The sequence below is a fragment of the Nocardia sp. NPDC050175 genome, assembly GCF_044459885.1.
In the GTDB taxonomy this organism is placed as follows: domain Bacteria; phylum Actinomycetota; class Actinomycetes; order Mycobacteriales; family Mycobacteriaceae; genus Nocardia.
In genome coordinates this window covers 791,398-813,568 of the sequence record NZ_JBITJI010000001.1, presented here as the reverse complement: position 1 = coordinate 813,568, position 22,171 = coordinate 791,398, and the positions used below count along the sequence as shown (strand labels likewise).

Sequence of the window (22,171 nt, the reverse complement as noted above, 5' to 3'; positions counted from 1 at the left end):
CCCTCAGCGTGACCAGAACTAGTTTCCAATTGGAAATTATATCATTACGCTCACGTCATAGGCGGCGAGCCATTCGGCGAGGCGAATCGGGGTCTCGTTGTATAGGCCCCTTTCCTGCATCGACGAGGCGCTGTCGACCGGTGCGTTGAGATGCTTGTCGATCGCGTCCAGGTCGAACAAAGGCAGAGCGGGCGAACTCGGTTCCGCGATGATCTTCCCCAGTATCTGCTTGATCGCCCGGTCGTACCCGGAATCCTGGGTGGACGGATATGGTGCTTTGCGGCGTTTCACAATGGAAGCCGGCAGCAGATCCGCCGACGCGGCGCGCAGCAGGCTCTTCTCCCGCCCGTCGAAGGTCTTGATCGACCACGGCACATTGAACACATACTCGACCAAACGATGATCGCAGAACGGGACTCGAACCTCGATCCCGCTGGCCATGCTCAACCGGTCCTTGCGATCCAGCATCACCGGCAGCCACCGGGTGAGATTCAGATAGCTCGCGATCCGCATCCGCCGATCGTGCCCGGTTTCGCCGCTGAGATGCGGAACCTCTTGCAGCGCAGTGTGGTACTGGTCGGCGATGTATTCCGGCAGATTCAGTTTCGCGGTCAGCTCGGGATCCAGGAAGGCCGTCGATTGCTCGGTGATCGAGCGTTCGCCGAGCGCATGCCACGGAAAAGTATTGGCCTGCACGGCTTTCTCGTCGTGGAACCACAGATACCCGCCGAACACCTCGTCCGCGGATTCACCGGAAAGCGCGACGGTGGACTGCTCCCGCACCGCTCGGAACAACAGATACAGCGACGGACCGAGATCGCCGTCACCGAAGGGCAGATCCCAGGCCCGCGACACCGCCGACCGGATGTTCGGGGCAACCAGATCCGCGTTGTTCAACAGGATGGTCTGATGGTCCGTGCCGACGTGCTGCACCAATTCCGCCGCGAACGGCTGGTCGGGGGCTTCCCGCAGCGGCTCCGGTGCGAAGTTCTCCACCTGCCCTTCGAAATCCACCGAGAAGCTCCGGATGCGACCGCCCGCATCGGCATCCAACTTTCGCTGCGCGAGCGCGGTCAACGCGCTGGAATCCAAACCACCGGACAGCAAGGTGCATAACGGAACATCGGCGACGAGTTGCCGAGCGACAATGTCTTCCAACAACTCTCGGACCTTGCCGACACTCGCGGGAATGTCGTCGGTGTGCGGCCAGGATTCCAGCTCCCAGTACTTCTCCTCGGACCGCCGGCCATCGCGAACCCGCACAACATGTCCGGGACGGACCTCGTACATGCCCTGCAGCGGTGTCTGCCCGGGCACACGAACAAACGAGAGCACGTCACGCAGTCCGTCGATGGTGAGCACCGCCCGGCTTTCCGGATGCGCGAGAATCGCTTTCGGCTCGGACCCGAAGAGAACCCCGTCCGGCGTCGGATAGTAGAACAGCGGCTTGACGCCCAACCGATCCCGATACAGCAGCAATTCCTCGACCCGGCTGTCCCAAATGGCAAAGGCGAACATGCCGTTCAGCCGCCGCACGAATTCCGTGCCCCACTCCAGGTACGCCCGTAGGACGACCTCGGTGTCGCTCTTGGTCGCGAAGCGGTGACCGTGCGCCTCGAGTTCGTCCCGCAGCTCGGTGAAGTTGTACACCTCGCCGCTGTAACTGATTGCGGCCAGCGGTGTTCCGTCGGGCAGCGTTTCCGGCGTGACCATCGGCTGCTTGCCGCCTTCGAGGTCGATCACCGAGAGCCGTCGGTGCCCCAAGGCGCAATGCGGATGCAACCACAGCCCTTCGGCATCCGGACCGCGTAAAGCCATGGTGTCCACCATCTGCTGGAGAACCCGGCGCTCGGCAGTGAGATCACGATCGAAATCTGTCCAACCGACGATTCCACACATCGTCTTATCCTTTCGCTATCGTCGTCTCACGCGAGGGTCGCCCACACGGTCTTCGGTTCGAGATACGCGTCGAGCCCGGCGCGCCCCATCTCCCGGCCGACGCCGGACGCCTTGACCCCGCCGAAGGGGGCGGCGGGATCGCCGGGCGCCCACGTGTTCAGATAGACCGAGCCCGCATGCAGGCGAGCGGCGAGAGTGTGTGCGTCGCTGAGGTTTTGAGTCCAGACACCGGCCGCGAGACCGTAGTCGGTGTCATTGGCCAGGCGCACGGCTTCATCGATGCTGTCGAACGGCGCGGCCACCAGAACCGGCCCGAAGATCTCCTCACGACTGATCCGCATGTCCGGCGTGATGTCCGTGAAAAGCGTTGGGCGAATGAAATATCCGCCGTGCGGTACAGGTTCGGGGATATCGCCCGAGGTCAATGTCGCACCGGCGGCAACCCCGTCGTGGATGTAACCACGCACCCGCCGGTACTGCTCGGCCGACACCACCGGCCCACACTCGGTGGTCGGATCGAGCGCCGGACCGACCTGCGCACTCTTGGCTCGCGCCGCGATTCCTTCGACAACCTCGTCGTACACACTCCGATGTACATACAGCCTGGATGCGGCATTGCACGCCTGGCCGGTATTGAAGTAGATCCCGTTGTAACTACCCGCGATCGCGGCCTCCAGGTCGGCGTCCGGGAGAATGATGTTCGGACTCTTCCCGCCGAGCTCCAGGGTTACCCGCTTGAGCTGTGCGCCCGCCTTCGCGCCGATTTCGCGTCCGACACTGGTAGATCCGGTGAATACGATCTTGTCGACGCCCGGATGATCGACCAGCGCCGCACCGGTCTCGCCATCACCGGTCAGCACGTTCACCGTGCCCGCCGGAAACCCGGCCTCGTCGATCAGTTCGGCGAGACGCAACGCGGTAAGCGGTGTCTGCTCCGCGGGTTTGAGCACCACGGTGCATCCCGCCGCCAACGCGGCCCCGACCTTCCACGCCGTCATCAACAGCGAGAAGTTCCACGGAATGATCTGGGCACAAACCCCGACCGGCTCTTTCCTGGTGTAGCACAACGTATTCGGCACCGCGACCGGGATGGTTTCGCCCTCGATCCGCGCGGGCCACCCGCTGAAGTACCGGAACTGGGCTGCCGCCGCAGGCACATCGAGCGCGCGGGTCATGGTGATCGGCTTACCCCCGTCGAGAGCTTCGAGCTCGGCGAGCTCGTCGCCGTTGCGCTCGATGAGGTCCGCGAGGCGGGCGATGAGCAGGCCACGATCGGCCGCGGACAGCCGACGCCACGGTCCATCGAGCGCGGCGCGGGCCGCCGCAACGGCTGCCGCGACGTCATCCCGGCCCGCGTAGGCGATCTCGGTGATGTACCCGCCGGTAGACGGATCGACGGTGGTGAAAGTCCGTCCGGTCGCCGAGGCAACGAACCTACCGTCGATGTACAGCAGGTGCTTGCGGGACAGGAAGTTTCGGGCCGCAGCGCCCACGGTGCTGCACAAGGTATTCACGAGTCCTCCCGGTCCGCGTCAGAAGCGGTCGATGACGGTGATGCCGTTGGTGGTGAAATCGCTCATCGCGGACAGGACTTCCCCGGCCCGATCCAGTGAAACGGTGCGCTGCACCAGAGTCTGCGGCGCGAGCCGACCGGACGAGACCAGCGAGAGTAACTGCGGGTAGCTGGAATGCGGATTACCGTGCGAGCCAACGATGGTCAGCTCACCGATGGTGATGATGTCCATCGGCAGCGCGATCTCGCCGGCGTCCGCCGCGCTGGTTAGCCCGACTTGGACGTGCCGACCGCGTTTACGCAGCGAGCGAACGGAATTCACCACCGTCGCCCGGATGCCGAGCGCATCGAGCGAAACGTGCGCACCGCCGCCGGTGGCCTCCTTGACCGCCGCGGGCACGTCCTGCTCGACACTCGCATCGATGGTGTGCGCCGCGCCCTGCTCTTCGGCAAGCGCGAGCTCGGCCGGATCGATATCCACCGCCACCACGGAAGCGCCTGCGGCACTGGCGATCTGAACAGCCGCCAACCCGACACCGCCGACACCGTGCACGGCAACCCATTCACCGGGCCGAACCTGCCCCTGCCCGGTGACCGCGTGAAAAGCAGTCATGAATCGACAACCGATGGCGCTGGCCGCGACCGGCGTGAGCTCGTCCGGCACCGGCACACAGTTGAAGTCGGCATTGCCGATGTGCACGTACTCGGCATAGCCACCGTCGCACCAGAACCCGAGCACCTGCATGTTGTCACACACATTGGCCCGCCCGGACCGGCAGTACGCGCACGTGCCGCAGGCCAGGTGGAACGGCGTGGTCACTCGGTCGCCGATCCGCACGCCGCGCACCTCGGCGCCGATAGCGGTTACGGTGCCGACGATCTCGTGCCCCAATGTGCGCGGCAACGCGACCTGCCCGCCCATCCAGCCCCAGTCACCCATCCACGCGTGCCAGTCGCTGCGGCAGATGCCGGTGGCGAGGACTTCGAGCACGACACCATCCGGTTCCGGTGTGGGATCGGGGATTTCGCGCAGCTCCAGAGGCGCGCCGTACTCGACAATCTGTGCCGCTCTCATCGTCGCCCCTTTCAGGAGATGCGGATGGGGAGCGTCTCCAGTCCCCGAGTGATGTTGTTCGGTTCCCGGATGGGGGCACCGGTGAGTTCGAGCGTGGTCGCACGTTTGGCGAGGGCGACGAACAGGGCGTTCGCCTCCATCGAGGCGAGAGTGCGGCCGGGGCAGTTGTGTACGCCGAAACCGAAACCGACAGTGTCCGTCGGGTTGCGGTCGGCCTGGAACCGGTCCGGATCGGGATAGTGGCGTTCGTCCCGATTCGCCGCGCCGTAGGAGACCAGAACCCGGGCACCTTCGGGAATCGTGACGCCTTCGACGTCCATGTCCGCGGTGGTGACTCGGGAAAAGTGCTGGATCGGCGTCTCCAGCCGGACGCCTTCCAGGAAAGCGCCGGGGACGAGGTCCGGGTCCTGCCGAACGGCCGCCCACTGGTCCGGGTTCTCGGCCAGCAACCACAGCGTGCTCGCCACCCCGGCGATAGTGGTGTCCAACCCGGCGCACGCGTAGGCGCTCATGGTCATCAGGGCTTCGTTCTCGGTGATCTCGCCGCGATCGGCTGCCTCCCAGACGATCTGGCCGAAGCTGTCGGGCAACAGTTTGTCCGGCGTCGCGTCGGTGACCAGATACTGCATGAGCGCTTCCACGTCGGGAAAGGTCGACAGCTGCCGATCACCGGGCGGCCCAAAGTAATTGAACGCGCCTAGGGCCCAGACCAGAATCTTGTCCCGCTGTTCGTCGCGCGGGAATCCGATGAGATCCATGACGATGTCCACCGGCAGCTTGGCCGCGAAATCGGTGACGCCATCGAACGTTTCGCGCTGCATCAGATCGTCGACGAGATCGTCCGCGAGCTGCTCGATATTGCCTGCGACCTGGCGCACGTATTTGGGACGCAGCGCCTCGTCCATCACCTTGCGCACCGCCCGGTGTCGCGGCGGGTCCATCGAGAGCAGCGACCCGTCCGCGAGCTCGTTGGCGGTGGGATTCATCGCGATGCCACGGGCGGAGCTGAACCCCTCCCAATCGGTGAGCGCGGCGCGCACCTGGTCGTACCGGAACAGGCCGTAGAGATCGTGCTCGGTCATCCGGACGACCGGGCCCAGGTCACGCAGGGTCTGGTAGCAGGGGACCGGATCGAGAAGTGCCGCGGTCGAGAACGGGTCCAGCTCGGTCTCGACCGCAGACGTCGTTGTCGAACTGGTCACGGCTGATCCCTTTTCTTTCCGGCCAGATCGTAGAAGCACAACCGGGGCCCGGCCTCCGGTCGCGTGTACATCCGGCGACAGGTCAGTTCGGACTTCTCGAACACGTCGAACCAGGCCGCACGGTCGCGGGGCAGCCCTTGTCCGGTCAGCACGTGGATCAGGAAGAAGTCGTCGTCGTTTTCCCTGCTGTCGTAACGGATTTCGGGCTCGCCGACCAGCAGGATCTTCAACTCGGGGAACGTCGCGGAGATCTCGTTCAACAGGTCGATCACGGCCTGCTCGCCGTGCCGGAAGTGCTCGTGCAACGCGCTCATCATGCAGAGCCCGTCGGCCTCGAAACATTCCTTCGGCCAGGTCTTCGGGGCGAACGCGTCACCGACGACGAACTTGACCCGATCCGCCACACCGGAGGTGCGGGCGTGCTCGTTGGCCACCGCGACGGCGTCGGCATCGATATCCAAGCCGATACCGGTCAGCGACGGATCACGCAGGCACGCGTCCACCACCAATTGACCACCACCACAACCGATGTCGAGGATGCGCTCGACCTTGCGACCACGCATGGCCGTCAGCAGGGTCGGCGTGTGGAAGGCGGAGAACAGGGTGTCACAGTGTGCGCCGAGCTTGCCGCCGTCGCGAATCACATCCTTGCCGTACACCGCCTTACCGGTGAGCAGATCGCCGGTCCGGCTGGTCACCATGCCGTACGCGTCGACGTAAACGCCGAGGCGAGCCAATGACACATCCGTGGTGAGGAACTCGCCGAGCCGGGTCAGGAAGAACTCTTCGCCCCGGGTCTCGAGGATGCCGCGATTGACCAGGTAACGCAGGAAACCGGGCCCCATATCGGGATCGATCCCGGCCAGCAGGCCGTCGGCGGGGTTGCGCGGGCCGTTCCGGAGTCGTTCCAGCAGTGGCGTATCGGCGATGGCCCGTACCGCGTGGCAGACGTGCATCGCGCTGATCATCTCGGGCAGGTCGGACAGCGTGAACGCCTGCCACTCCCTGCGTTGCTGCTCATCGGTGAGTTCGATGATCTCCGGTCGGTGTTCGGTGATCGTCATCGTTGTTCCTTTCGAAAATGTTGTCGCCCAGCGCTATTCGGCTACGGCGTAGGCGTGCCGTTTGCGTGGGCTCGCGGCCGCCCTGACGAACTCGTTGTCCTCGGTGAACCCGGCCGCGCAGACCCGGCCGAGCGAGTACGCGGGGACGAGTTCCACCTCGTGGCCACGCTGTTCCAACTGCTGGACGACCGCGGGATCGCAGGTCTCCTCGGCCACCAGCACGCCGGGTCGATGCGCGTGCGGGGTGAAGGACGCGGGGACCTGATCGGTATGGAAGGCCGTGGTTTCGGTCGCGGCCTGGAAGTCGAGCCCGAAATCGACCACGTTGAGAAAGAACTGCAACGTCCACTGGTCCTGCCGATCGCCACCCGGCGTGCCGAAGGCGACGTACGGGCGGCCGTCGCGCAGCACCACGGTCGGGCTGAGCGTGGTCCGCGGCCGCTTGCCCGCCGCCAGCGAATTCGGGTGGTCGGGAGTGAGATAGCCGCACTGCCCGCGGGTGCCGAGCGGAAAGCCCAAGCTCGCGATCGCCGGCGAACTCTTCAGCCAGCCACCGCTGGGGGTTGCGGCGACCATATTGCCGTGCTTGTCGACGGCGGTGACGGTGACGGTGTCGCCCTTCGTCGTGGTCTCCAGCAGGATCGTCGGCAATCCGTTGCGCAGCTGCGACATCCACTCCGTCTCGGCGGCCGGATAGTCCGGCACGGACCGTTCGGGAATGAACGAGGTACGCCCGCCGGGTGCACCTGGCCTCAGGTCCAGCGCGGCCCGCGGGCCGACCAGCTTGCGCCGCTCGCGGCTGTAGCCCTCGTCGAGCAGGGCGGCCAGCGGCACATCGCTGAAGGCGGGATCGCCGTACCAGGCCTCACGATCGGCCATCGCGAGCTTCGTGCACTCGGTCACGGTGTGCAGGTAGTCGGCGCTGCCCAGGCCCATCTTCGTCAGATCGAAGCCGTCGAGCAGCGCGATCTGCTGCAGGAACACCGGACCCTGCGACCACGGTCCCGGTTTGAACACCTGGTACGGACCGTAGTCGTAGCTCGGTGCGGTCTCCACGGTCGCCTGCCAGTCGGCGAGATCGTCCGCGGTGAGCAGCCCGCTGTGCCGCCGTCCGGTCGAGTCCAGCACCGGCCCGGACGCGAGGAACTCCGAGATCGCTTCCGCGACAAAGCCTTTGTAGTAGGCGTCGTGCGCGGCCTGGATCTGCGCCGCACGGTCGGTCGACGCGGACTCGGCCGCCTTGATCAACCGCTGATAGGTATTGGCGAGCGCCGGATTACGGAAGCGGCTACCCGCCGCCGGGGCCACACCACCCTTCAGATACGTCTGACCGGACCCGGTCCACTCGTCGCGGAACAGCGGCGCCAGCACCTCGATCGCCTGCGCGGTCTCGGGCAGCAACGGAAAACCGTTGTCCGCGTAGCCGATCGCGGGCTGCAGGACATCGGCCAGCCGCATGGTCCCGAACTCGGCGAGCATCCGCATCCAGCCGCCGAACGCGCCGGGCACACAGGCGGGCAGCAGACCAGAGCCGGGGATACCGCTCAATCCGAGATCGGCGAAGGTATCGATGCTGATCGCACTCGGCATCGGGCCCTGGCCGCAGATCTGCTGCACGTCACCGCTTTTCGCGGAATGCGCCACGACGGACAGGTCACCGCCGAGGCCGTTGAAATGTGGTTCCACGACCTGGAGCACGAATCCGGCGGCCACGGCGGCGTCGAATGCGTTGCCGCCGTTCGCCAGAATTCGCATGCCTGCCGCGGAGGCGAGCCAATGGGTGCTGGCAACGGCACCGGTGGTGCCGGTCAGCTCGGGCTTGGATGGAGGCATCGGGTTCTCCCGGTTACTTGTCCTGGAATATCTGCAGGCCGCGCGCGAGGATGGCGCTCGGGTCGTAGCGTGTTTTCGCGGCGCGGAAAGCCGTCCATTTGTCGCCGTAGTGAGCCCGCCAGTCCTGCGCGGTGAAGCGCAGCGAGCCGATCGGGTAGAGCACGGCGCCGTACTTTTCCCGCGCGTGGGCGAACATTCGATCGTTGCGATCGAGCATTTCCTCGATGAATTCCGCATCGACGCCGGGGGTTTCGGCCACGGTGTTGATGTCGAGAACGAAGACCCAATCGGAGCCGTTCGCCTCGGGCACCGGCGGAAACGGCCTGGTGATGTGCGAACGTCGCTGCGGGTAGATCAGGCTGATCCCGAAGGGGCCGATATCGCGCGCGGTGAGCTGCGACTGGACCTCGCCAACGTACTCCTCGACGATCGCGCCGGACAGCCACACGTCGTACCACGGCTTGACCAGCCGATCCCAGCCGACCTCGTCTCGCATGCCGTCGACCAGCGTGTCGATCTTGTACGCGTAGTCCAGGTACGGGGTGTCGTCGATGAGCGGCTCGGTGGTCAGCCCCTCGGCGGCGACCTGATCGTCCGGCGGCGTGGCCGGGTCGTAGAGGACCGTGGCGTACAGCCGGTGGGTCGGCGCGGACTCCGGCGAGTACATCTCGGCATAGACGTGATCGATGGTGGGGCGCTCGATGAGCGTGCGCATGTCCTGGAAGAACTTGCCGTTGTCGGAGTACTCCAGCACATAGGTGCGGGCGCGTTCGGTCGCGGGCACGAGGTCGAGCACGGCCTTGGTGATGACGCCGCACTGGCCGAGCCCGCCGAGCACCGCCTCGAACAGATCGGGCTTGTGCTCGGGAGAGCAGCGCTCGATATCGCCGGTCCCGGTGACGACCTCGAGCTCGCGCACGTGATCGACCTGCAGACCCGTGTTCAGCGCGCCGACGAGACCGCCGAGGCCACCCACCGAGAGCGTCCCGCCGACGGTCAGCGAGGTGTAGCCGGTGATGGCGGGCGGGGTCAGCCGCGGCGTCTGCTCGTAGGCGGCGTTGATCAGGTCCTTCCACAGGATTCCGGCGTCGACTTCGGCGACGTCCGCGCCGATGGAATGGATGCGGTTGAGGTACTTGTTCTCAATGACCAGGCCGTCGGTGAGGCCCTGGCCGAGGGTGGTGTGCGCCGCGCCCCGGACCGACACGCTGACGTCGTGCGCCCGGCAGAACCGGATCATCGCGGCGATGTCGTCCGCCGAGCGTGGCCGCAGTACCGCAGCCGGCTTGTGGTTGGTGATGTTGCCGAGATCGGTGGCGACCGCTTGGCGCGACTCCTCATCGACGAGCAGCTCACCCGCCAATTCTGGCGCGGTAGCGAACGACAGTCCCGCATTCTCGCCGGTGACCCAACTCCGCTCGAGCGGATCGAAACCCACGACGGCGGACTGCATAGTGCCGGCGCTGAATTCAGGCACGGCAAACTCCTTTCGACGCAATGGTATTGACCGATGGCAAGCACGATGGCTGCGGCCAATTTCCACTACATCGAACATATCCGTACTGCTATGCCCGGCACATCCAGAGAATCCTCAAGTTACTGTCAAAAGCTCTTGAAGCCGTAAATTGACGCAGGTTATGACGATATCGGCGCGGGTTGCGCGGCCGCGTTGATGGCCTCGGCTACCTTGCCGCACAGTTCGGCGAAGACGGTCTGCTCGGCCGGGGTGAGCACGGACTCGGCGATCTTGGCGTTGTCCCGCCTGCATTCCGCTGCGCGGTCCAGGAATTCGCGTCCGACCGGGGTGAGCGAGGTCGTCTGTTCGCGCCGATCGGTACCGAGCGAGGCCTGCTCGACCAGGTCCTGATCCTTCAGCACGCGAAGAGCTTTCGACACCGTCGGGCGGGATACGCTCAAGGCATCGCTCAGCAACGACGGCGTCATCGGGCCACGTAGACGCAACATTTCGAGCACGTCGTACTGCTGCCAGCTCACCCGTTCGGGTGTAGTCCGGGTACGTTGCGCCACCAGCACGCACGTCAGGTGGGCCAGCGCGTTCTCGATCCCGTCCTGCCAGTCGAGTACCTGGCTGTTTTCGTTTTCGTCAACAGGCACTGGCCTCTCCTCACCCGGTCGTGGACTTGATTTCCCGCTGGAAACTAGTTTACGGTAAAAATTGCGATACCAACTCGTACTCTGTCATACAGGAGGAGTGGTCATGAGGGAGCGTCAGCGAGCGAACCAAAAATACAGCGCCCCAGTGCGTACGACGGAACCGAGCGCCAGCGAGGTGGAGTCGTGAGCACCTCGGGCGCGAACCCGACAACGGTGGGGTGGTTCGAAATCGCCGCCACCGATCCGGAGCTCAATAAGCAGTTTTACCAGCGGATATTCGATTGGGAATTCACCTCGTTCGGCCCTGGTTACTACACGATCACCGCGCCGGGTGCGTCGGCCAGCATGGGCGCGCTACGTCGAGGCAGCAGTGACGCGCTATGGATCAGTGTCGTCTGCGACGATATCGAGGCGACAATTCCGAGACTGGAAACGTTGGGCGCCAGGGTTTTCGAGAGCTCCGCGCGTACCGCGGCGGGCGACCTGCACGCGGTGATCACCGACGTGCAGGGCAACAAACTAGGCCTGTTCGAACCCGCTGTGCACGAGCCTCGTTCGGCCCCGGTGCCGAACTCGACGGCCTGGTTCGAAATCGGCACAACGGATTTCGTGGCGACACAGAAGTTCTACGAACAAGCCTTCGGCTGGACGTATGAGCGCGACGAGGCCGCGCAAGGGGTGGTCTACTACAGCATTCACCCAGGCGGGGCCATGGAACCGATCGGCGGCACGATGGATGTGTCGACGCTGCCCAACCCGACCGATTACGCGATTCCGGGACTGCTCGTCACCGACGTCCCCGACCTGCTCGCGCGCTGCGAACAGGCCGGCGGGCAACGCCTGATGGATCCCTTCTCCGACGCGACCGGTCTGATCATCGGACAGTTCACCGACCCGTTCGGTAATCGGTGGACCGCGTTCGCCCAACCGTGAGGGGAACCGTGCCTTTCGCCGTATATGTGTTGGGCCTGGGCGTTTTCTGCCTCAACACCACCGAAATCATGGTCGCCGGGCTCATTCCCGGCATGTCGAGCGACCTCGGCGTCTCCATCGCCGCCATCGGTTACCTGGTCTCGATCTTCGCCTTCGGCATGGTCGTCGGCGGCCCGGTCTTGATCGTCGGCTTATCCAAAGTGCCGCAGAAGAAGTCGCTGATCTGGCTGCTCGTGGTGTTCGTGGTCGGGCAGACGATCGGCGCGCTGGCCCAGGACTACTGGGTGCTGGTGGTGGCGAGAGTGGTTACCGCGCTGGCGGCTTCGGCGTTCTTCGGCGTCGCTGCCGCGGTTTGCGTGCGACTCGTCGGCGCCGAGCGACGCGGGCGCGCGATGTCGGTGCTGTACGGCGGCATGATGGTCGCTCAGGTGGTCGGCCTGCCGGTGGCCACCTTCATCGAGCAGCACTTCGGCTGGCGGGCCAGCTTCTGGCTGGTCGACGCGCTGGCGGTGCTGTGTATCGCGGCGGTCGTGCTGCTGGTTCCGTCCGGCGGCAATACCCAGACCATGGACTTCCGGTCCGAGATCCAGGCGTTCCGTAACCTGCGACTGTGGGGCGCGTACGCGACCAATGCCCTCGTCATCGGCTCGGTCGTGGCCGGATTCACCTATCTCTCACCGATTTTCACCGACGCGACGCACTTCGCGCCCGCGACGGTGCCGCTGCTGTTCGTCGTGTACGGGATAGCGACGGTGGTGGGCAATGCCGTCGTCGGCCGGTTCGCGGACCGCTACACGCGGCCGATTCTGTTCGGCGGCCTGATCGCATTGATGCTGGTACTCACCGCTTTCGCGCTGTGTGTCGAGTACAAGGCGCCGACGATCGCCGCCACCGTCCTGCTCGGCCTGGTCGGCCTGCCGCTCAACCCGGCCATGGCGGCCAGGGTGATGTCGGTGTCGAACGAGGGCGCGCTGGTCAACACCGTCAACGGCTCCGCCATCAACATCGGTGTCGTCATCGGCCCGTGGCTCGGCGGCATCGGGATCAGTGCCGGACTCGGCCTCACGGCACCGCTGTGGATCGGTGTTGCCATGGCGCTGTGCGGGCTGCTCACGCTGATACCGGATCTCCTGCAACGCGCGCACCCGTCCACTCAGGACGACGGCGCGATGCAGCCGGTGCCTGCCGAGGAAGCCAGGGAGCATTTGTGAGGTTCGCCGATAATATTGTGGCGTAACGTATTAGTGGACGAAACCGTCCATTTCGAGCGTCCATCGGGGCTCCGGCTTCGGTGGACGCTCTTTTCAATCCCATTGTGCGCTGGAGTAACCCGTCCGGAGCAGACTAAACCCCCTGGCAGGCAAAGGTTTTAGACAACCATCGACAATTGTTGTCTGACACCGATTTAAGAGTTTCTTGAACCCCATTTGATTGCCCCGGACGTCGCTACCCGCCGAGTATGGAAGGTGCTGGGACAACCCCTCCCACTGCGGTGAGGGGCCCACCATGAGCACATTCGCGACGGAAAGGCATCCGATGCACGGGCTTGACATCGCGCCGAGATTTCACCACCTCGCCATTCAGACCGACGACGTGGACGCCACGATCCGGTGGTACCAGGAATTCCTCGGCGCCACGGTGGAATGGAAGCTCGACAGCTTCTCGCCACTCACTCTCGACCGACTGCCGGGAATCGAGAAGCTGGTCGAGCTGAAAACGGGGGACGTGCGATTCCACGTCTTCGACCGGGCCGAGCACACGCAAGACGGCCCGGACCCGCTCGGCTACCAATACCAACACCTCGGTCTCACCGTGAACCGACCGGAAGACCTTGTCACGCTTCGGGAGCAGTGGCTGAAGGCCCGCGAGTCGACCGACCTCACCTGGGCCAGCGACGAGGGGCCCTCCGACATCGTGACCGATGCGGACGGCATGCAGAGCCTGTATGTCGTCGACCCCAACGGTCTCGAGATGGAGTTCATCTACTTTCCTGGAGCAGGGTCGTGAGCAGCCGCAACGGACATGATTCGAAGAAGCGCCGTCCGCCCGCATTGCAGCCGCATGTGCTGTTCATGCCGCCGATCGGCGACGATTTCGACGGATCGGATGAGGACGCCGCCACCGTCGAACGAGAGACGCTGGAGTACAACGTCTTCGGCACCAAGCCGGTCGAGGAGGAGCGGCTGTTCTGGTACCGCTGGATCGCGGGTCACCAGATCTCGTTCCTGCTGTGGCGGGCCATGCACGACGTCGTCCGGCATCATGCCGACGAAGACGCCGACCGGCCCGGCGAGCGCGAGCTCGACCTGCTGTCCGCCTGCATCGACGGGTACAGCACGACGCTGCTCTACTCGTCCACCGTCCCGAGGGAGCTCTATCACGCCGACATCAGGGCGCGAATGGCGTTGCAGCACCCCGCGTTCAGCGGCACCTGGGCGCCGGACTACCGAGGGGTGCGCCGACTCTTCCGCAGCAATTTGCCCTGGCAGGAAGACGGCTCGTGCGCCGCGCTCGACGAAGCGGTCGCCCGTAACGAGGTGACGCACAGTCACATCGCCGATCATCTTGTGCCGGACGGTCATTCGCTGCTGCAGAAGTCGGTGGGCGCGCCGGGGGTGAGCATTTCCCGGGAGAAGGAAGACCTGTACGACAACTTCTTCCTGACCGTCCGGCGCCCCGTGAGCCACGCCGAATTCGTGGCACAGCTCGATGCCCGCATCGCTGACCTCGCCGCTGACCTGAAGCACAACGGGCTGTATCCCAACGTCGACGGCCAGCACTACCCGGTCGTCACCCAACAGTCCGACGAGGTGATGCGACCGCTGGTCAGCGACATCCTGCAGGTGCTCGACCGGGCGGCTCGGCTGGTATCGGACATGCGACTCGAGGAGGCGCGCCGATGAAACACGGCATAGTCCTGTTGCCCGAGCACGAGTGGAAGGTCGCCGCCGACCGGTGGCGGGCCGCCGAGCAGCTCGGCTACCAGCACGCCTGGACCTACGACCATCTGATGTGGCGCTGGCTCGCCGACCGCAACTGGTACGGCTCGATCCCGACCCTCACGGCCGCCGCCACCGTCACCAGCTCCATCGGCCTCGGCCTGCTCGTGGCCACCCCGAACTTCCGCCATCCGGTCGCGCTCGCCAAGGAACTCGTCACCGTCGACGACATCGCGAGCGGTCGGCTGATCTGCGGACTCGGCTCCGGCGCACCGGGATTCGACGCAAGCGTCCTCGGTGGACCGGACCTCGGCGCGCGCGAGCGGGCCGATCGATTCGAGGCGTTCGTCGAACTCCTCGATACCGTGCTCGTCCGCGGCTCCGTGACAAAGGTGTCACGCTGGTACACCGCGGCGGGCGTGGATTTCCACCCGCGCGCCGACGACGCGCCGCGCCTGCCCTTCGCCGTGGCCGCGACCGGCCGGCGCGGGATGGCACTGGCCGCCGGATACGCGCGGTACTGGGTTACCTCCGGCCCGCCCAACGACTTCCGCATGCGGCCGCTGCGTGAGGTCGTGCCCATGTTGCGGGACCAAGTGCGCGCCATCGACGCCGCGTGCGAGCGGGTGGGCCGGGACCCAGCCACCCTCGGCAAGCTGTTCGTCGGCGATGCGGCCGTCGGCGGGATCACCAGTTCGCTGGCCGCCTATGAGGACGCCGCCGGCGAGCTCGAGGAGATCGGTATCACCGACCTCGTCGTGCACTGGCCGCGCCTGGATCAGCCGTATCAGGGCGACGAACAGGTCGTTGTCGACTTCGCTGAGAAGCACCTCGGAGGCGAGTGATGCGAGTACTGCGAGTGGACATGTTCGGCGCGGCACCCGGCCGCGGCAGCACCCTGGACGTGCTGATCCCGGCGGGCCGGTGCGACGACGGCGTGGTGGCCGAAGCCACCGAGTATGCGCGCCACGGCAATTCGGACGAGACCGCTCTGGTCAGCGAATGCTCCAGAGCGCAGCGGACTTTCGCCTCGCGCATCTTCAGCACCGACGGCGAGACACCATTCGGCACGCATTCGCTGGCCGGCGTGGCCGCCTGCCTGGTCGGCACCGGTCAGCTCGACCCCGGTGACCTCGGCCGGACCGCCGAGGTCGGCTGCCAATGGCTGTGGACCGACGGCACCGAGGTGCGGGTGCCGTTCGACGGACCCGTTGTGCACGAACAGATTCCGCACGATCCCCGGTTGTTCGGCTGGAACATGGGTACTTCCCATGCAGGCGGCATAGGCCGCGCTTTCAACTTCGTGCGGGTCACCGAGGACCCGCGATCCCTGCCCATCCCGGATCTCGAGCGGATGCGGGAGGTAGGGCTCACGGATCTCACCGCTTATCGCTGGGACCCGGATCGACAGGAAGTGCTCGCCCGCGTTTTCGCGCCGGGATTCGGCATTCCAGAGGACGCCGGTTGCCTACCGGCGGCAGCCGCGCTCGGCCTCACCGGGCTCGGCTTGACCGCCGACGGCAAGACGCCGGTGACGGTTCGCCAGGTGACGGGAGACGGCAACGAATCCGTCTTCGGCTGTACCGGTTCCGTCCACGACGGCACCGCCAGCGTGCAGATCACCGGGCAGATATGGGTTCCCGCGATCGACGACGAGCAGAAAGGCGAGTGAGGGATGACAGTACGACCGGAATCCGGAGTAACCATGCCGAGCACAGGCATGCTCGATGAAGCGCGGCGTCGCGACGAGGTCGATCCGCTTGCCGAGTACGCGCGGGAGTTCGCCACCGACGGCGCCATCCATCTCAACGGCAATTCGCTCGGCCCGCCGCGGGGCAGCCTCGCGGCCGAACTCGATCGCGTGGTGACCGGCCAGTGGGCGCCTCGACAGGTGCAGGCATGGTTCCAGGACGGGTGGCTGGATCTGCCTCGCACGGTGGGCGACAAGCTGGGCTCATTGCTCGGTGCGGGGCCCGGACAGGTGTTGGTCGCCGGCGAGACGACGTCGACGACGCTGTTCAACGTGTTGACCGCCGCCTGCCGCCTACGCCCGGACCGCCCGGTGCTGCTGATCGAGGGCGAGTCGTTCCCGACCGACCTGTACATCGCGGACTCGGTGGCCAGGCTGCTGGACCGTGAGCTCGTCGTCGAGACGCGCACCGGCTTCGATGAATACCTGCGGGACAACGGCACTCAGGTGGCGGTTGCTCTCGCCGCGCCCGTGGATTTCCGCACGGGGGAGCGACGCGAGCTCCGGCCGATCACCGCGCTGTGTCATGCCGTAGGCGCCCTGTCGGTGTGGGATCTCAGCCACGCCACCGGGGTGCTTCCGGTCGACCTCGACGCCAATGCGGTCGATCTCGCCGTGGGCTGCGGCTACAAGTATCTCGGCGGCGGCCCTGGCGCACCGGCTTTCACCTACGTCCCCACCAGACTCCAGTCGACAGTGGACTTCCCGCTGTCAGGTTGGCACGGGCACGCCAAGCCCTTCGCGATGGCGCAGACGTTCATACCTGCCGACGACATCAATCAAGCCCGCACCGGCACACCGCCGCTGCTCAGCCTGGTCGGCCTGAATCACGCCCTCGCCCCGTTGATCGAGGTGGGCATCCACGAGTTGCACCGGCGCTCAAAGGATCTCAGCGGATTCTTCCTCGAGTGCCTCGCCGACCGCCGCCCGGAACTGCTGCACCAACTCGCGTCGCCCGAGGTCGCGGACCGTCGCGGCGGGCACCTCGCACTGCGAGTTCCCCAGGTGAACAAGGTCGAAAGCGCCCTCGCCGACAACGGCGTGCTCGTCGACGCCCGGCCGCCCGACCTGATCCGCTTCGCCTTCGCGCCGCTGTACGTGACGCACGAGCAGGTGGCGCAGGCAGTCGACGTGCTGTGCCGCGCCGTGGAAGGACTGTAATGACCACTGCCCCCGAGTATCTCGCACCCGAGTACGTCACCTACGCGCACATGGATGAACTGCACGAGCTGCAGGTCCCGCGTAGCGATGCCCGCGGCGAGATGAACTTCATCCTGATCAGTCATGTGAAGGAGTTGTTGTTCCGCGCGGTGATCGACGATCTCGACACCGCGCGGGCCGCGCTGGAACGTGACGATGTGGCCGACACCTGCCTGGCGCTGGCGCGGGCGACTCGCACCCAACGAGTACTCGTGGCCTGCTGGGAGTCGATGAACGGCATGTCGGTCGACGAGTTCATCGCGTTCCGGCATGTGCTTAACGATGCGTCCGGCACGCAGTCTTTCGCCTACCGCGCTTTGGAATTCGTGATGGGTAACCGGCCGGAGCGTCAGGTGGAGGCGGCAGTCCGCGACGGACACCCGTTGCTGCGGGTCGAACTGGAGAAGCCGTCAATATACGACGCCGTATTGCAACACCTTGCCCGGCAGGGCTTTTCGATCCCCGCCGAGTGCCTCGCGAAACCGCCTGCACAACAACATGAGTCGAACCCGCTGATCGAAGACGTCTGGCTGCAGATCTACCAGCACCCGGAGCGGCATCACAACGCGCACCGGCTGGCGGAGAGCCTCTTGGAGGTCGCCTATCAGTTCTCGCACTGGCGGGCCACCCACCTGCTGGTGGTCGAACGGATGCTCGGCGGCAAGAGCGGCACGGCGGGCACCGACGGAGCACCGTGGCTCCGTGCCATCAACGACCACCGCTTCTTCCCGGAACTGTGGACCTTCCGCACCCGGATGTAGACCACACCCGACAACCTAACCGCCACCACCGACACATCCGCACGACCAAACCACTGAAAAGGAGGATGGCGCTTCCTCTCCCCGCGAACGCGGGAGTATCCGCGCCAAACACCCGATGACGGAACTGAAGACCGAGCTGACGAAACCGGTCGACCTCACCTCGCTTGTCCCGGTGTTGTTCGGGTTTGCTGCCTTTCAGCAGCTGCGCGCGGCCTCGGAATTGCAACTGTTCGAATACCTCGACCTGAACGGCCCGTCCACCAGCGACCAGGCCGCCGCGGGGCTGGGGCTGCCCGGCAAATCCGCGCGCCAGCTGCTGCTCGGCACCACCTCGCTCGGCCTCACCGACCGCGAGGGTGAGCAGTACACGCTGAGCGCGATGCTGCACGACGCGATGGCCGACGGCACCTGGCCGCTCATCCGCAACATCATCGACTTCCAGCAGCGGCTGTCCTACCTGCCCGCGAAGGAGTACGCCGAGTCGCTGCGGACCGGGAAGAACCTCGGCCTGAAGCACCTGCCCGGCAAGGGAAACGACCTCTACACCCGGCTCGAGCAGACGCCGGAGCTGGAGGCGCTGTTCTTCCGCGGCATGCACTCCTGGTCGGAGCTGTCCAATCCGGTGCTGCTGCACCAGGTGGACTACAGCGGCGTGACCAAGCTCCTCGATGTCGGTGGCGGCGACGCGGTCAACGCGATCGCGCTCGCCCAGGCCCACCCGCACCTGAAGATCACCGTGTTCGATCTCGCGGGCGCCGTCGAGGTGGCCGGTGACAATATCGCGGCCGCCGGACTCGGCGATCGGATCGACGTCGTCGCCGGCGACATGTTCGGCGATCCGCTGCCCGGCGGATACGACATGGCGCTGTTCGCCCATCAGTTCGTGATCTGGTCGCCGGAGCAGAACCGGGCGCTGCTCGAGCGGGCGCACGCGGCGCTGCCGCCGGGCGGCCGGGTGATCGTGTTCAACGCGTTCGCCGACGACGACGGTCGCGGACCGCTCTATACCGCTCTGGACAATGTGTACTTCGCGACATTGCCTGCAGAGGAATCCACGATCTATCCGTGGCACGAGCACGAAGAATGGCTCGTCGCTTCCGGGTTCGTCGATATCAAGCAGATCCACAACGAAGGCTGGACGCCGCACGGCGTAATCGAAGGGCGTAAGGCCGATGAGTAAGCTACTCGACCGCGAGTACTCGCCGAGTTCGGTCGCGCGCGATACCGCCGGCTCGCTGCAGCGGTATCGGACCCGCAGCGACGCCGCCCGGTCCGGGCTCGACGTGCACATCGCGGTGCCGTACGGCGAGGGACACGGCGAACGGTGCCATGTGTTTCCCGCTGTGCCGCAAGGCACTCGGGGACCGGAGACACCCGCGCTGGTCTTCGTGCACGGCGGCCACTGGCAGGAGTCCGGCATCGACGACGCCTGCTTTGCCGCCGAGCACGCGGTAGCGCACGGATGTGCTTATGTCGCAGTGGGTTACGGGCTCGCCCCGGACCGCACCGTGCCCGGCATGATCGCCTCGGTGGCCAGGGCGCTCGAGTGGCTCGTCACCACCGGGCCGATGCTCGGCATCGACCCGGAGCAACTGCACGTGGCGGGCAGCAGCGCGGGCGCCCATCTGCTCGCCGCGGCGCTCACCGGGGACAGCGCGCCCCAGGTACGCAGCGCGTGCCTGCTGAGCGGGCTGTACGACCTCACCGAGATCCCGGAGACCTACGTCAACGAGGCCGTCCGGCTGACGCCCGAGCTCGCTGCCGCGTGCAGCCCGCTGCGGATGCCGCCGCCGCGGTGCGATTCGATCCTGCTCGCCGCCGGGCGCCATGAGACGCGAACGTATCTGCATCAGCACGAGATGTACGCGGAATATCTTGCCGCCCAGTCGGTCCCGGTGACGGCACAGATCGTGCCCGAGCGGGACCACTTCGACCTGCCGCTGGACCTGGCGGACCCGTCGACCCCGTTCGGCCGGACCAGCCTGCGGCACCTCGGCCTGGCGCCGCGCCACCCAGGCCCATCCACACCGGAAGGAACGGTGACATCAGCGCGATGAAACAGACACTGACCGCCCCTGTCGAGTCCGTCACAACGGGCCCGGCCGAGGGTGCGACCACCGAAACGATCGTCGACGCCTTCGTGCGGACGGCGCGCGAACATGCCGACCGCGAAGCGATTTCCGACGGCAGCAGCACGCTGACCTACGCGGAACTGGACAACCTCAGCAGCCAGATCGCGCGGGCGTTGCGCGAACGCGGGCTGACCACGGGCGCGCGGGTCGGGGTGCATCTCGAGCGCAGCCTCGCCACCTATCAGGTGTTCCTCGGCATTCTCAAGGCCGGTCTGGTGGTGGTTCCGTTCAATCCGGTCCACCCCGCGGAGCACAAGTCGCGGATGTTCCAGGTCGCCGAGCCTGACGTGACGGTGACGGATGCCGATGCGGTGGAAGGGATTCCAGCGGAGTCGTGCTTGCCGGTCAGTGAGCTGTTGTCGGCCGCGGCGTCGTTGTCCACGGAATCGGGGCCGTCGGCGGTCACCGCCGCTGCGCCGGCGTTCGTCCTGTTCACATCCGGCTCGACCGGTGTGCCCAAGGGCGTGGTGATCGCGCATCGCGGGATCTCCCGGGTTTCCCAGCATCTCACCGGGTTCACGCCCGGGCCGGACGACCGGTTCCTGCAGCTCGCGCAGCCCGCGTTCGCTGCGTCGACCACCGACATCTGGACCTGTCTGTTGCGTGGTGGCCGCCTCACGGTCGCGCCGCAGGAGATGCCGCCGCTCGGCGAGCTCGCGAGACTTATTGCCCGCGAGCGGATTACGGTGCTCAACCTGTCGGTCGGCCTGTTCAACCTGCTCGTCGAGCATCATTCGGAGAATCTCACGCACGTCCAGACGGTGATCGTCAGCGGCGACTTCCCGTCCGCATCGCACCTCGAGCGCGCGCTGGCGGTTATCGACGGCGACGTGTTCAACGCCTTCGGCTGCACCGAGAACTCCGCGTTGACCGCGGTGCACAAGATCACCTCGGCGGATCTGGCCAATGCTGAGATCCCGGTCGGCCGACCCATGCCGACCGTCGAAATGACCGTGCGTGACGAGGAATTGGTGGAATGCCCGCCGGACCGGATCGGCGAGTTGTGCATCGCGGGCGACGGCGTAGCCTCCGGGTATCTCGGTGACCCGGAACAGACCGAGCGGAAGTTCGTCCGGCACGACGGTCAGCGATTGCTGCGGACCGGCGATCTGGCCAAGCTGACCACCGACGGGGAGATCGTGCTCGCCGGCCGCACCGACCAGATGGTGAAGGTGCGTGGATTCCGCGTGGAGCCAAGGCATGTCGAGTTGACGGCCGAGGCGTTTCCCGGCGTCCAGCAGGCGGTCGCGCAGGCCGTCCCGAGCGATGGGGCCGCCGATCAGCTCGCGCTGTGGTGCGTGCCGAGCACGGGGCACGAGATCGCCGAGCCCGAACTGCTGGATCATCTGCGAAATCAGCTGCCTGACTACATGGTTCCGTCGACGGTACTGGTGGTCGACGCCTTCCCGCGCAACACCAACGGGAAAATCGATCGCAAGGAACTCGGCTCACGGCTCGCCGCGCACAGCGCCGAGGAGACGGAGGAGGCCGCAGGCGACGACGCCACCCCCAGCGCCACCCCGGACCGGCTCGCCGCGGTCGTGCGCTCGTCGCTGGCGGACATCACCAAGACCGAAGAACTCGACCTGGACGCCGGCCTCATCGAAAGCGGGGTCACCTCACTGCAATTGATCGACCTCGGCGCCCGGCTCGAGGACGTGTTGGGCGTCGCCCTGGCACCCGACGACATCGTCGGCGCAGGCACCGTACGTGGTGTCGCCGACCTGATCCGCACCAAGCGTGCGCGAGGCTGAC

At 66.0% G+C, this 22,171-nt stretch carries 19 protein-coding genes; 11 read left to right on the top strand and 8 right to left on the bottom strand.

Features of this window, described 5'->3' with window-relative positions; genetic code table 11:
* Positions 1–36: 36 nt before the first annotated feature.
* The 8 genes from asnB to ACIBK2_RS03610 all read right to left on the bottom strand — a co-directional run bounded on the left by asnB (position 37) and on the right by ACIBK2_RS03610 (position 10,701).
* Complete coding sequence (gene asnB / locus ACIBK2_RS03645) at positions 37–1,899, bottom strand: asparagine synthase (glutamine-hydrolyzing) (protein ID WP_396963252.1); 1,863 nt, start codon at positions 1,897–1,899, stop codon at positions 37–39.
* Between the two features lie 26 nt (positions 1,900–1,925).
* The gene (locus ACIBK2_RS03640) at positions 1,926–3,413 is read right to left on the bottom strand and encodes an aldehyde dehydrogenase family protein (RefSeq protein ID WP_396963250.1); all 1,488 of its coding nucleotides are present in this window, start codon (positions 3,411–3,413) and stop codon (positions 1,926–1,928) included.
* Between the two features lie 18 nt (positions 3,414–3,431).
* Complete coding sequence (locus ACIBK2_RS03635) at positions 3,432–4,487, bottom strand: zinc-dependent alcohol dehydrogenase family protein (RefSeq protein WP_396963248.1); 1,056 nt, start codon at positions 4,485–4,487, stop codon at positions 3,432–3,434.
* 11 nt (positions 4,488–4,498) lie between these two features.
* A complete protein-coding gene (locus ACIBK2_RS03630; protein ID WP_396963246.1) occupies positions 4,499–5,689 on the bottom strand; it encodes a cytochrome P450 in 1,191 nt (396 codons plus the stop codon).
* The gene (locus tag ACIBK2_RS03625; RefSeq protein ID WP_396963244.1) at positions 5,686–6,753 is read right to left on the bottom strand and encodes a methyltransferase domain-containing protein; all 1,068 of its coding nucleotides are present in this window, start codon (positions 6,751–6,753) and stop codon (positions 5,686–5,688) included. Before ACIBK2_RS03625 ends, ACIBK2_RS03630 begins: the two co-directional genes overlap by 4 nt.
* A 33-nt stretch (positions 6,754–6,786) precedes the next feature.
* Positions 6,787–8,586, bottom strand: coding sequence for a gamma-glutamyltransferase family protein (locus tag ACIBK2_RS03620; protein WP_396963242.1), 1,800 nt, complete (start codon positions 8,584–8,586; stop codon positions 6,787–6,789).
* Between the two features lie 13 nt (positions 8,587–8,599).
* On the bottom strand, positions 8,600–10,063 hold the full coding sequence (locus ACIBK2_RS03615) for an FAD-binding protein (protein WP_396963240.1): 1,464 nt from the start codon (positions 10,061–10,063) through the stop codon (positions 8,600–8,602).
* Between the two features lie 158 nt (positions 10,064–10,221).
* Positions 10,222–10,701, bottom strand: coding sequence for a MarR family winged helix-turn-helix transcriptional regulator (locus ACIBK2_RS03610; protein WP_396963237.1), 480 nt, complete (start codon positions 10,699–10,701; stop codon positions 10,222–10,224).
* Positions 10,702–10,884: 183 nt separating this feature from the next.
* Here ACIBK2_RS03610 and ACIBK2_RS03605 point away from each other — a divergent pair, with 183 nt between their 5' ends.
* From ACIBK2_RS03605 to ACIBK2_RS03555, 11 genes are all read left to right on the top strand, one after another.
* Positions 10,885–11,634 carry a VOC family protein gene (locus ACIBK2_RS03605; protein WP_396963235.1) on the top strand — a complete coding sequence of 250 codons (750 nt, stop codon included), beginning with the start codon at positions 10,885–10,887 and terminating at the stop codon, positions 11,632–11,634.
* Positions 11,635–11,642: 8 nt separating this feature from the next.
* Positions 11,643–12,845 (top strand): MFS transporter, encoded by a 1,203-nt coding sequence (locus ACIBK2_RS03600; RefSeq protein WP_396963233.1) that lies wholly within the window; start codon positions 11,643–11,645, stop codon positions 12,843–12,845.
* A 295-nt stretch (positions 12,846–13,140) separates the two neighbouring features.
* Positions 13,141–13,641: a VOC family protein gene (locus ACIBK2_RS03595; protein WP_396963231.1), complete on the top strand. Its 501-nt coding sequence runs from the start codon at positions 13,141–13,143 to the stop codon at positions 13,639–13,641.
* Positions 13,638–14,537 (top strand): L-tyrosine 3-hydroxylase, encoded by a 900-nt coding sequence (locus ACIBK2_RS03590; RefSeq protein ID WP_396963229.1) that lies wholly within the window; start codon positions 13,638–13,640, stop codon positions 14,535–14,537. The genes ACIBK2_RS03595 and ACIBK2_RS03590 overlap by 4 nt, the downstream gene beginning before the upstream one ends.
* A complete protein-coding gene (locus ACIBK2_RS03585) occupies positions 14,534–15,418 on the top strand; it encodes an LLM class flavin-dependent oxidoreductase (RefSeq protein WP_396963227.1) in 885 nt (294 codons plus the stop codon). The genes ACIBK2_RS03590 and ACIBK2_RS03585 overlap by 4 nt, the downstream gene beginning before the upstream one ends.
* Entirely contained in the window at positions 15,418–16,245 is an 828-nt protein-coding gene (locus ACIBK2_RS03580; protein WP_396963225.1) for a phenazine biosynthesis protein PhzF, read from the top strand. The genes ACIBK2_RS03585 and ACIBK2_RS03580 overlap by 1 nt, the downstream gene beginning before the upstream one ends.
* Positions 16,246–16,248: 3 nt before the next feature.
* On the top strand, positions 16,249–17,484 hold the full coding sequence (locus tag ACIBK2_RS03575; RefSeq protein ID WP_396963223.1) for an aminotransferase class V-fold PLP-dependent enzyme: 1,236 nt from the start codon (positions 16,249–16,251) through the stop codon (positions 17,482–17,484).
* Complete coding sequence (locus ACIBK2_RS03570; RefSeq protein ID WP_396963221.1) at positions 17,484–18,284, top strand: tryptophan 2,3-dioxygenase; 801 nt, start codon at positions 17,484–17,486, stop codon at positions 18,282–18,284. The genes ACIBK2_RS03575 and ACIBK2_RS03570 overlap by 1 nt, the downstream gene beginning before the upstream one ends.
* Positions 18,285–18,399: 115 nt before the next feature.
* Positions 18,400–19,464 carry a methyltransferase gene (locus tag ACIBK2_RS03565; RefSeq protein WP_396963219.1) on the top strand — a complete coding sequence of 355 codons (1,065 nt, stop codon included), beginning with the start codon at positions 18,400–18,402 and terminating at the stop codon, positions 19,462–19,464.
* On the top strand, positions 19,457–20,341 hold the full coding sequence (locus tag ACIBK2_RS03560) for an alpha/beta hydrolase (RefSeq protein WP_396963217.1): 885 nt from the start codon (positions 19,457–19,459) through the stop codon (positions 20,339–20,341). The genes ACIBK2_RS03565 and ACIBK2_RS03560 overlap by 8 nt, the downstream gene beginning before the upstream one ends.
* Entirely contained in the window at positions 20,338–22,170 is a 1,833-nt protein-coding gene (locus ACIBK2_RS03555) for a non-ribosomal peptide synthetase (RefSeq protein WP_396963215.1), read from the top strand. Before ACIBK2_RS03560 ends, ACIBK2_RS03555 begins: the two co-directional genes overlap by 4 nt.
* Position 22,171 lies beyond the last annotated feature (1 nt).

Coding starts and splice junctions, on each gene's coding strand:
- ACIBK2_RS03570 (WP_396963221.1), top strand. CDS start 17,484: ATGACCACTGCCCCCGAGTATCTCGCACCCGAGTACGTCACCTACGCG.
- ACIBK2_RS03595 (WP_396963231.1), top strand. CDS start 13,141: ATGAGCACATTCGCGACGGAAAGGCATCCGATGCACGGGCTTGACATC.
- ACIBK2_RS03585 (WP_396963227.1), top strand. CDS start 14,534: ATGAAACACGGCATAGTCCTGTTGCCCGAGCACGAGTGGAAGGTCGCC.
- ACIBK2_RS03625 (WP_396963244.1), bottom strand. CDS start 6,753: ATGACGATCACCGAACACCGACCGGAGATCATCGAACTCACCGATGAG.
- ACIBK2_RS03620 (WP_396963242.1), bottom strand. CDS start 8,586: ATGCCTCCATCCAAGCCCGAGCTGACCGGCACCACCGGTGCCGTTGCC.
- ACIBK2_RS03565 (WP_396963219.1), top strand. CDS start 18,400: ATGACGGAACTGAAGACCGAGCTGACGAAACCGGTCGACCTCACCTCG.
- ACIBK2_RS03560 (WP_396963217.1), top strand. CDS start 19,457: ATGAGTAAGCTACTCGACCGCGAGTACTCGCCGAGTTCGGTCGCGCGC.
- ACIBK2_RS03580 (WP_396963225.1), top strand. CDS start 15,418: ATGCGAGTACTGCGAGTGGACATGTTCGGCGCGGCACCCGGCCGCGGC.
- ACIBK2_RS03575 (WP_396963223.1), top strand. CDS start 16,249: ATGACAGTACGACCGGAATCCGGAGTAACCATGCCGAGCACAGGCATG.
- ACIBK2_RS03635 (WP_396963248.1), bottom strand. CDS start 4,487: ATGAGAGCGGCACAGATTGTCGAGTACGGCGCGCCTCTGGAGCTGCGC.
- ACIBK2_RS03555 (WP_396963215.1), top strand. CDS start 20,338: ATGAAACAGACACTGACCGCCCCTGTCGAGTCCGTCACAACGGGCCCG.
- asnB (WP_396963252.1), bottom strand. CDS start 1,899: ATGTGTGGAATCGTCGGTTGGACAGATTTCGATCGTGATCTCACTGCC.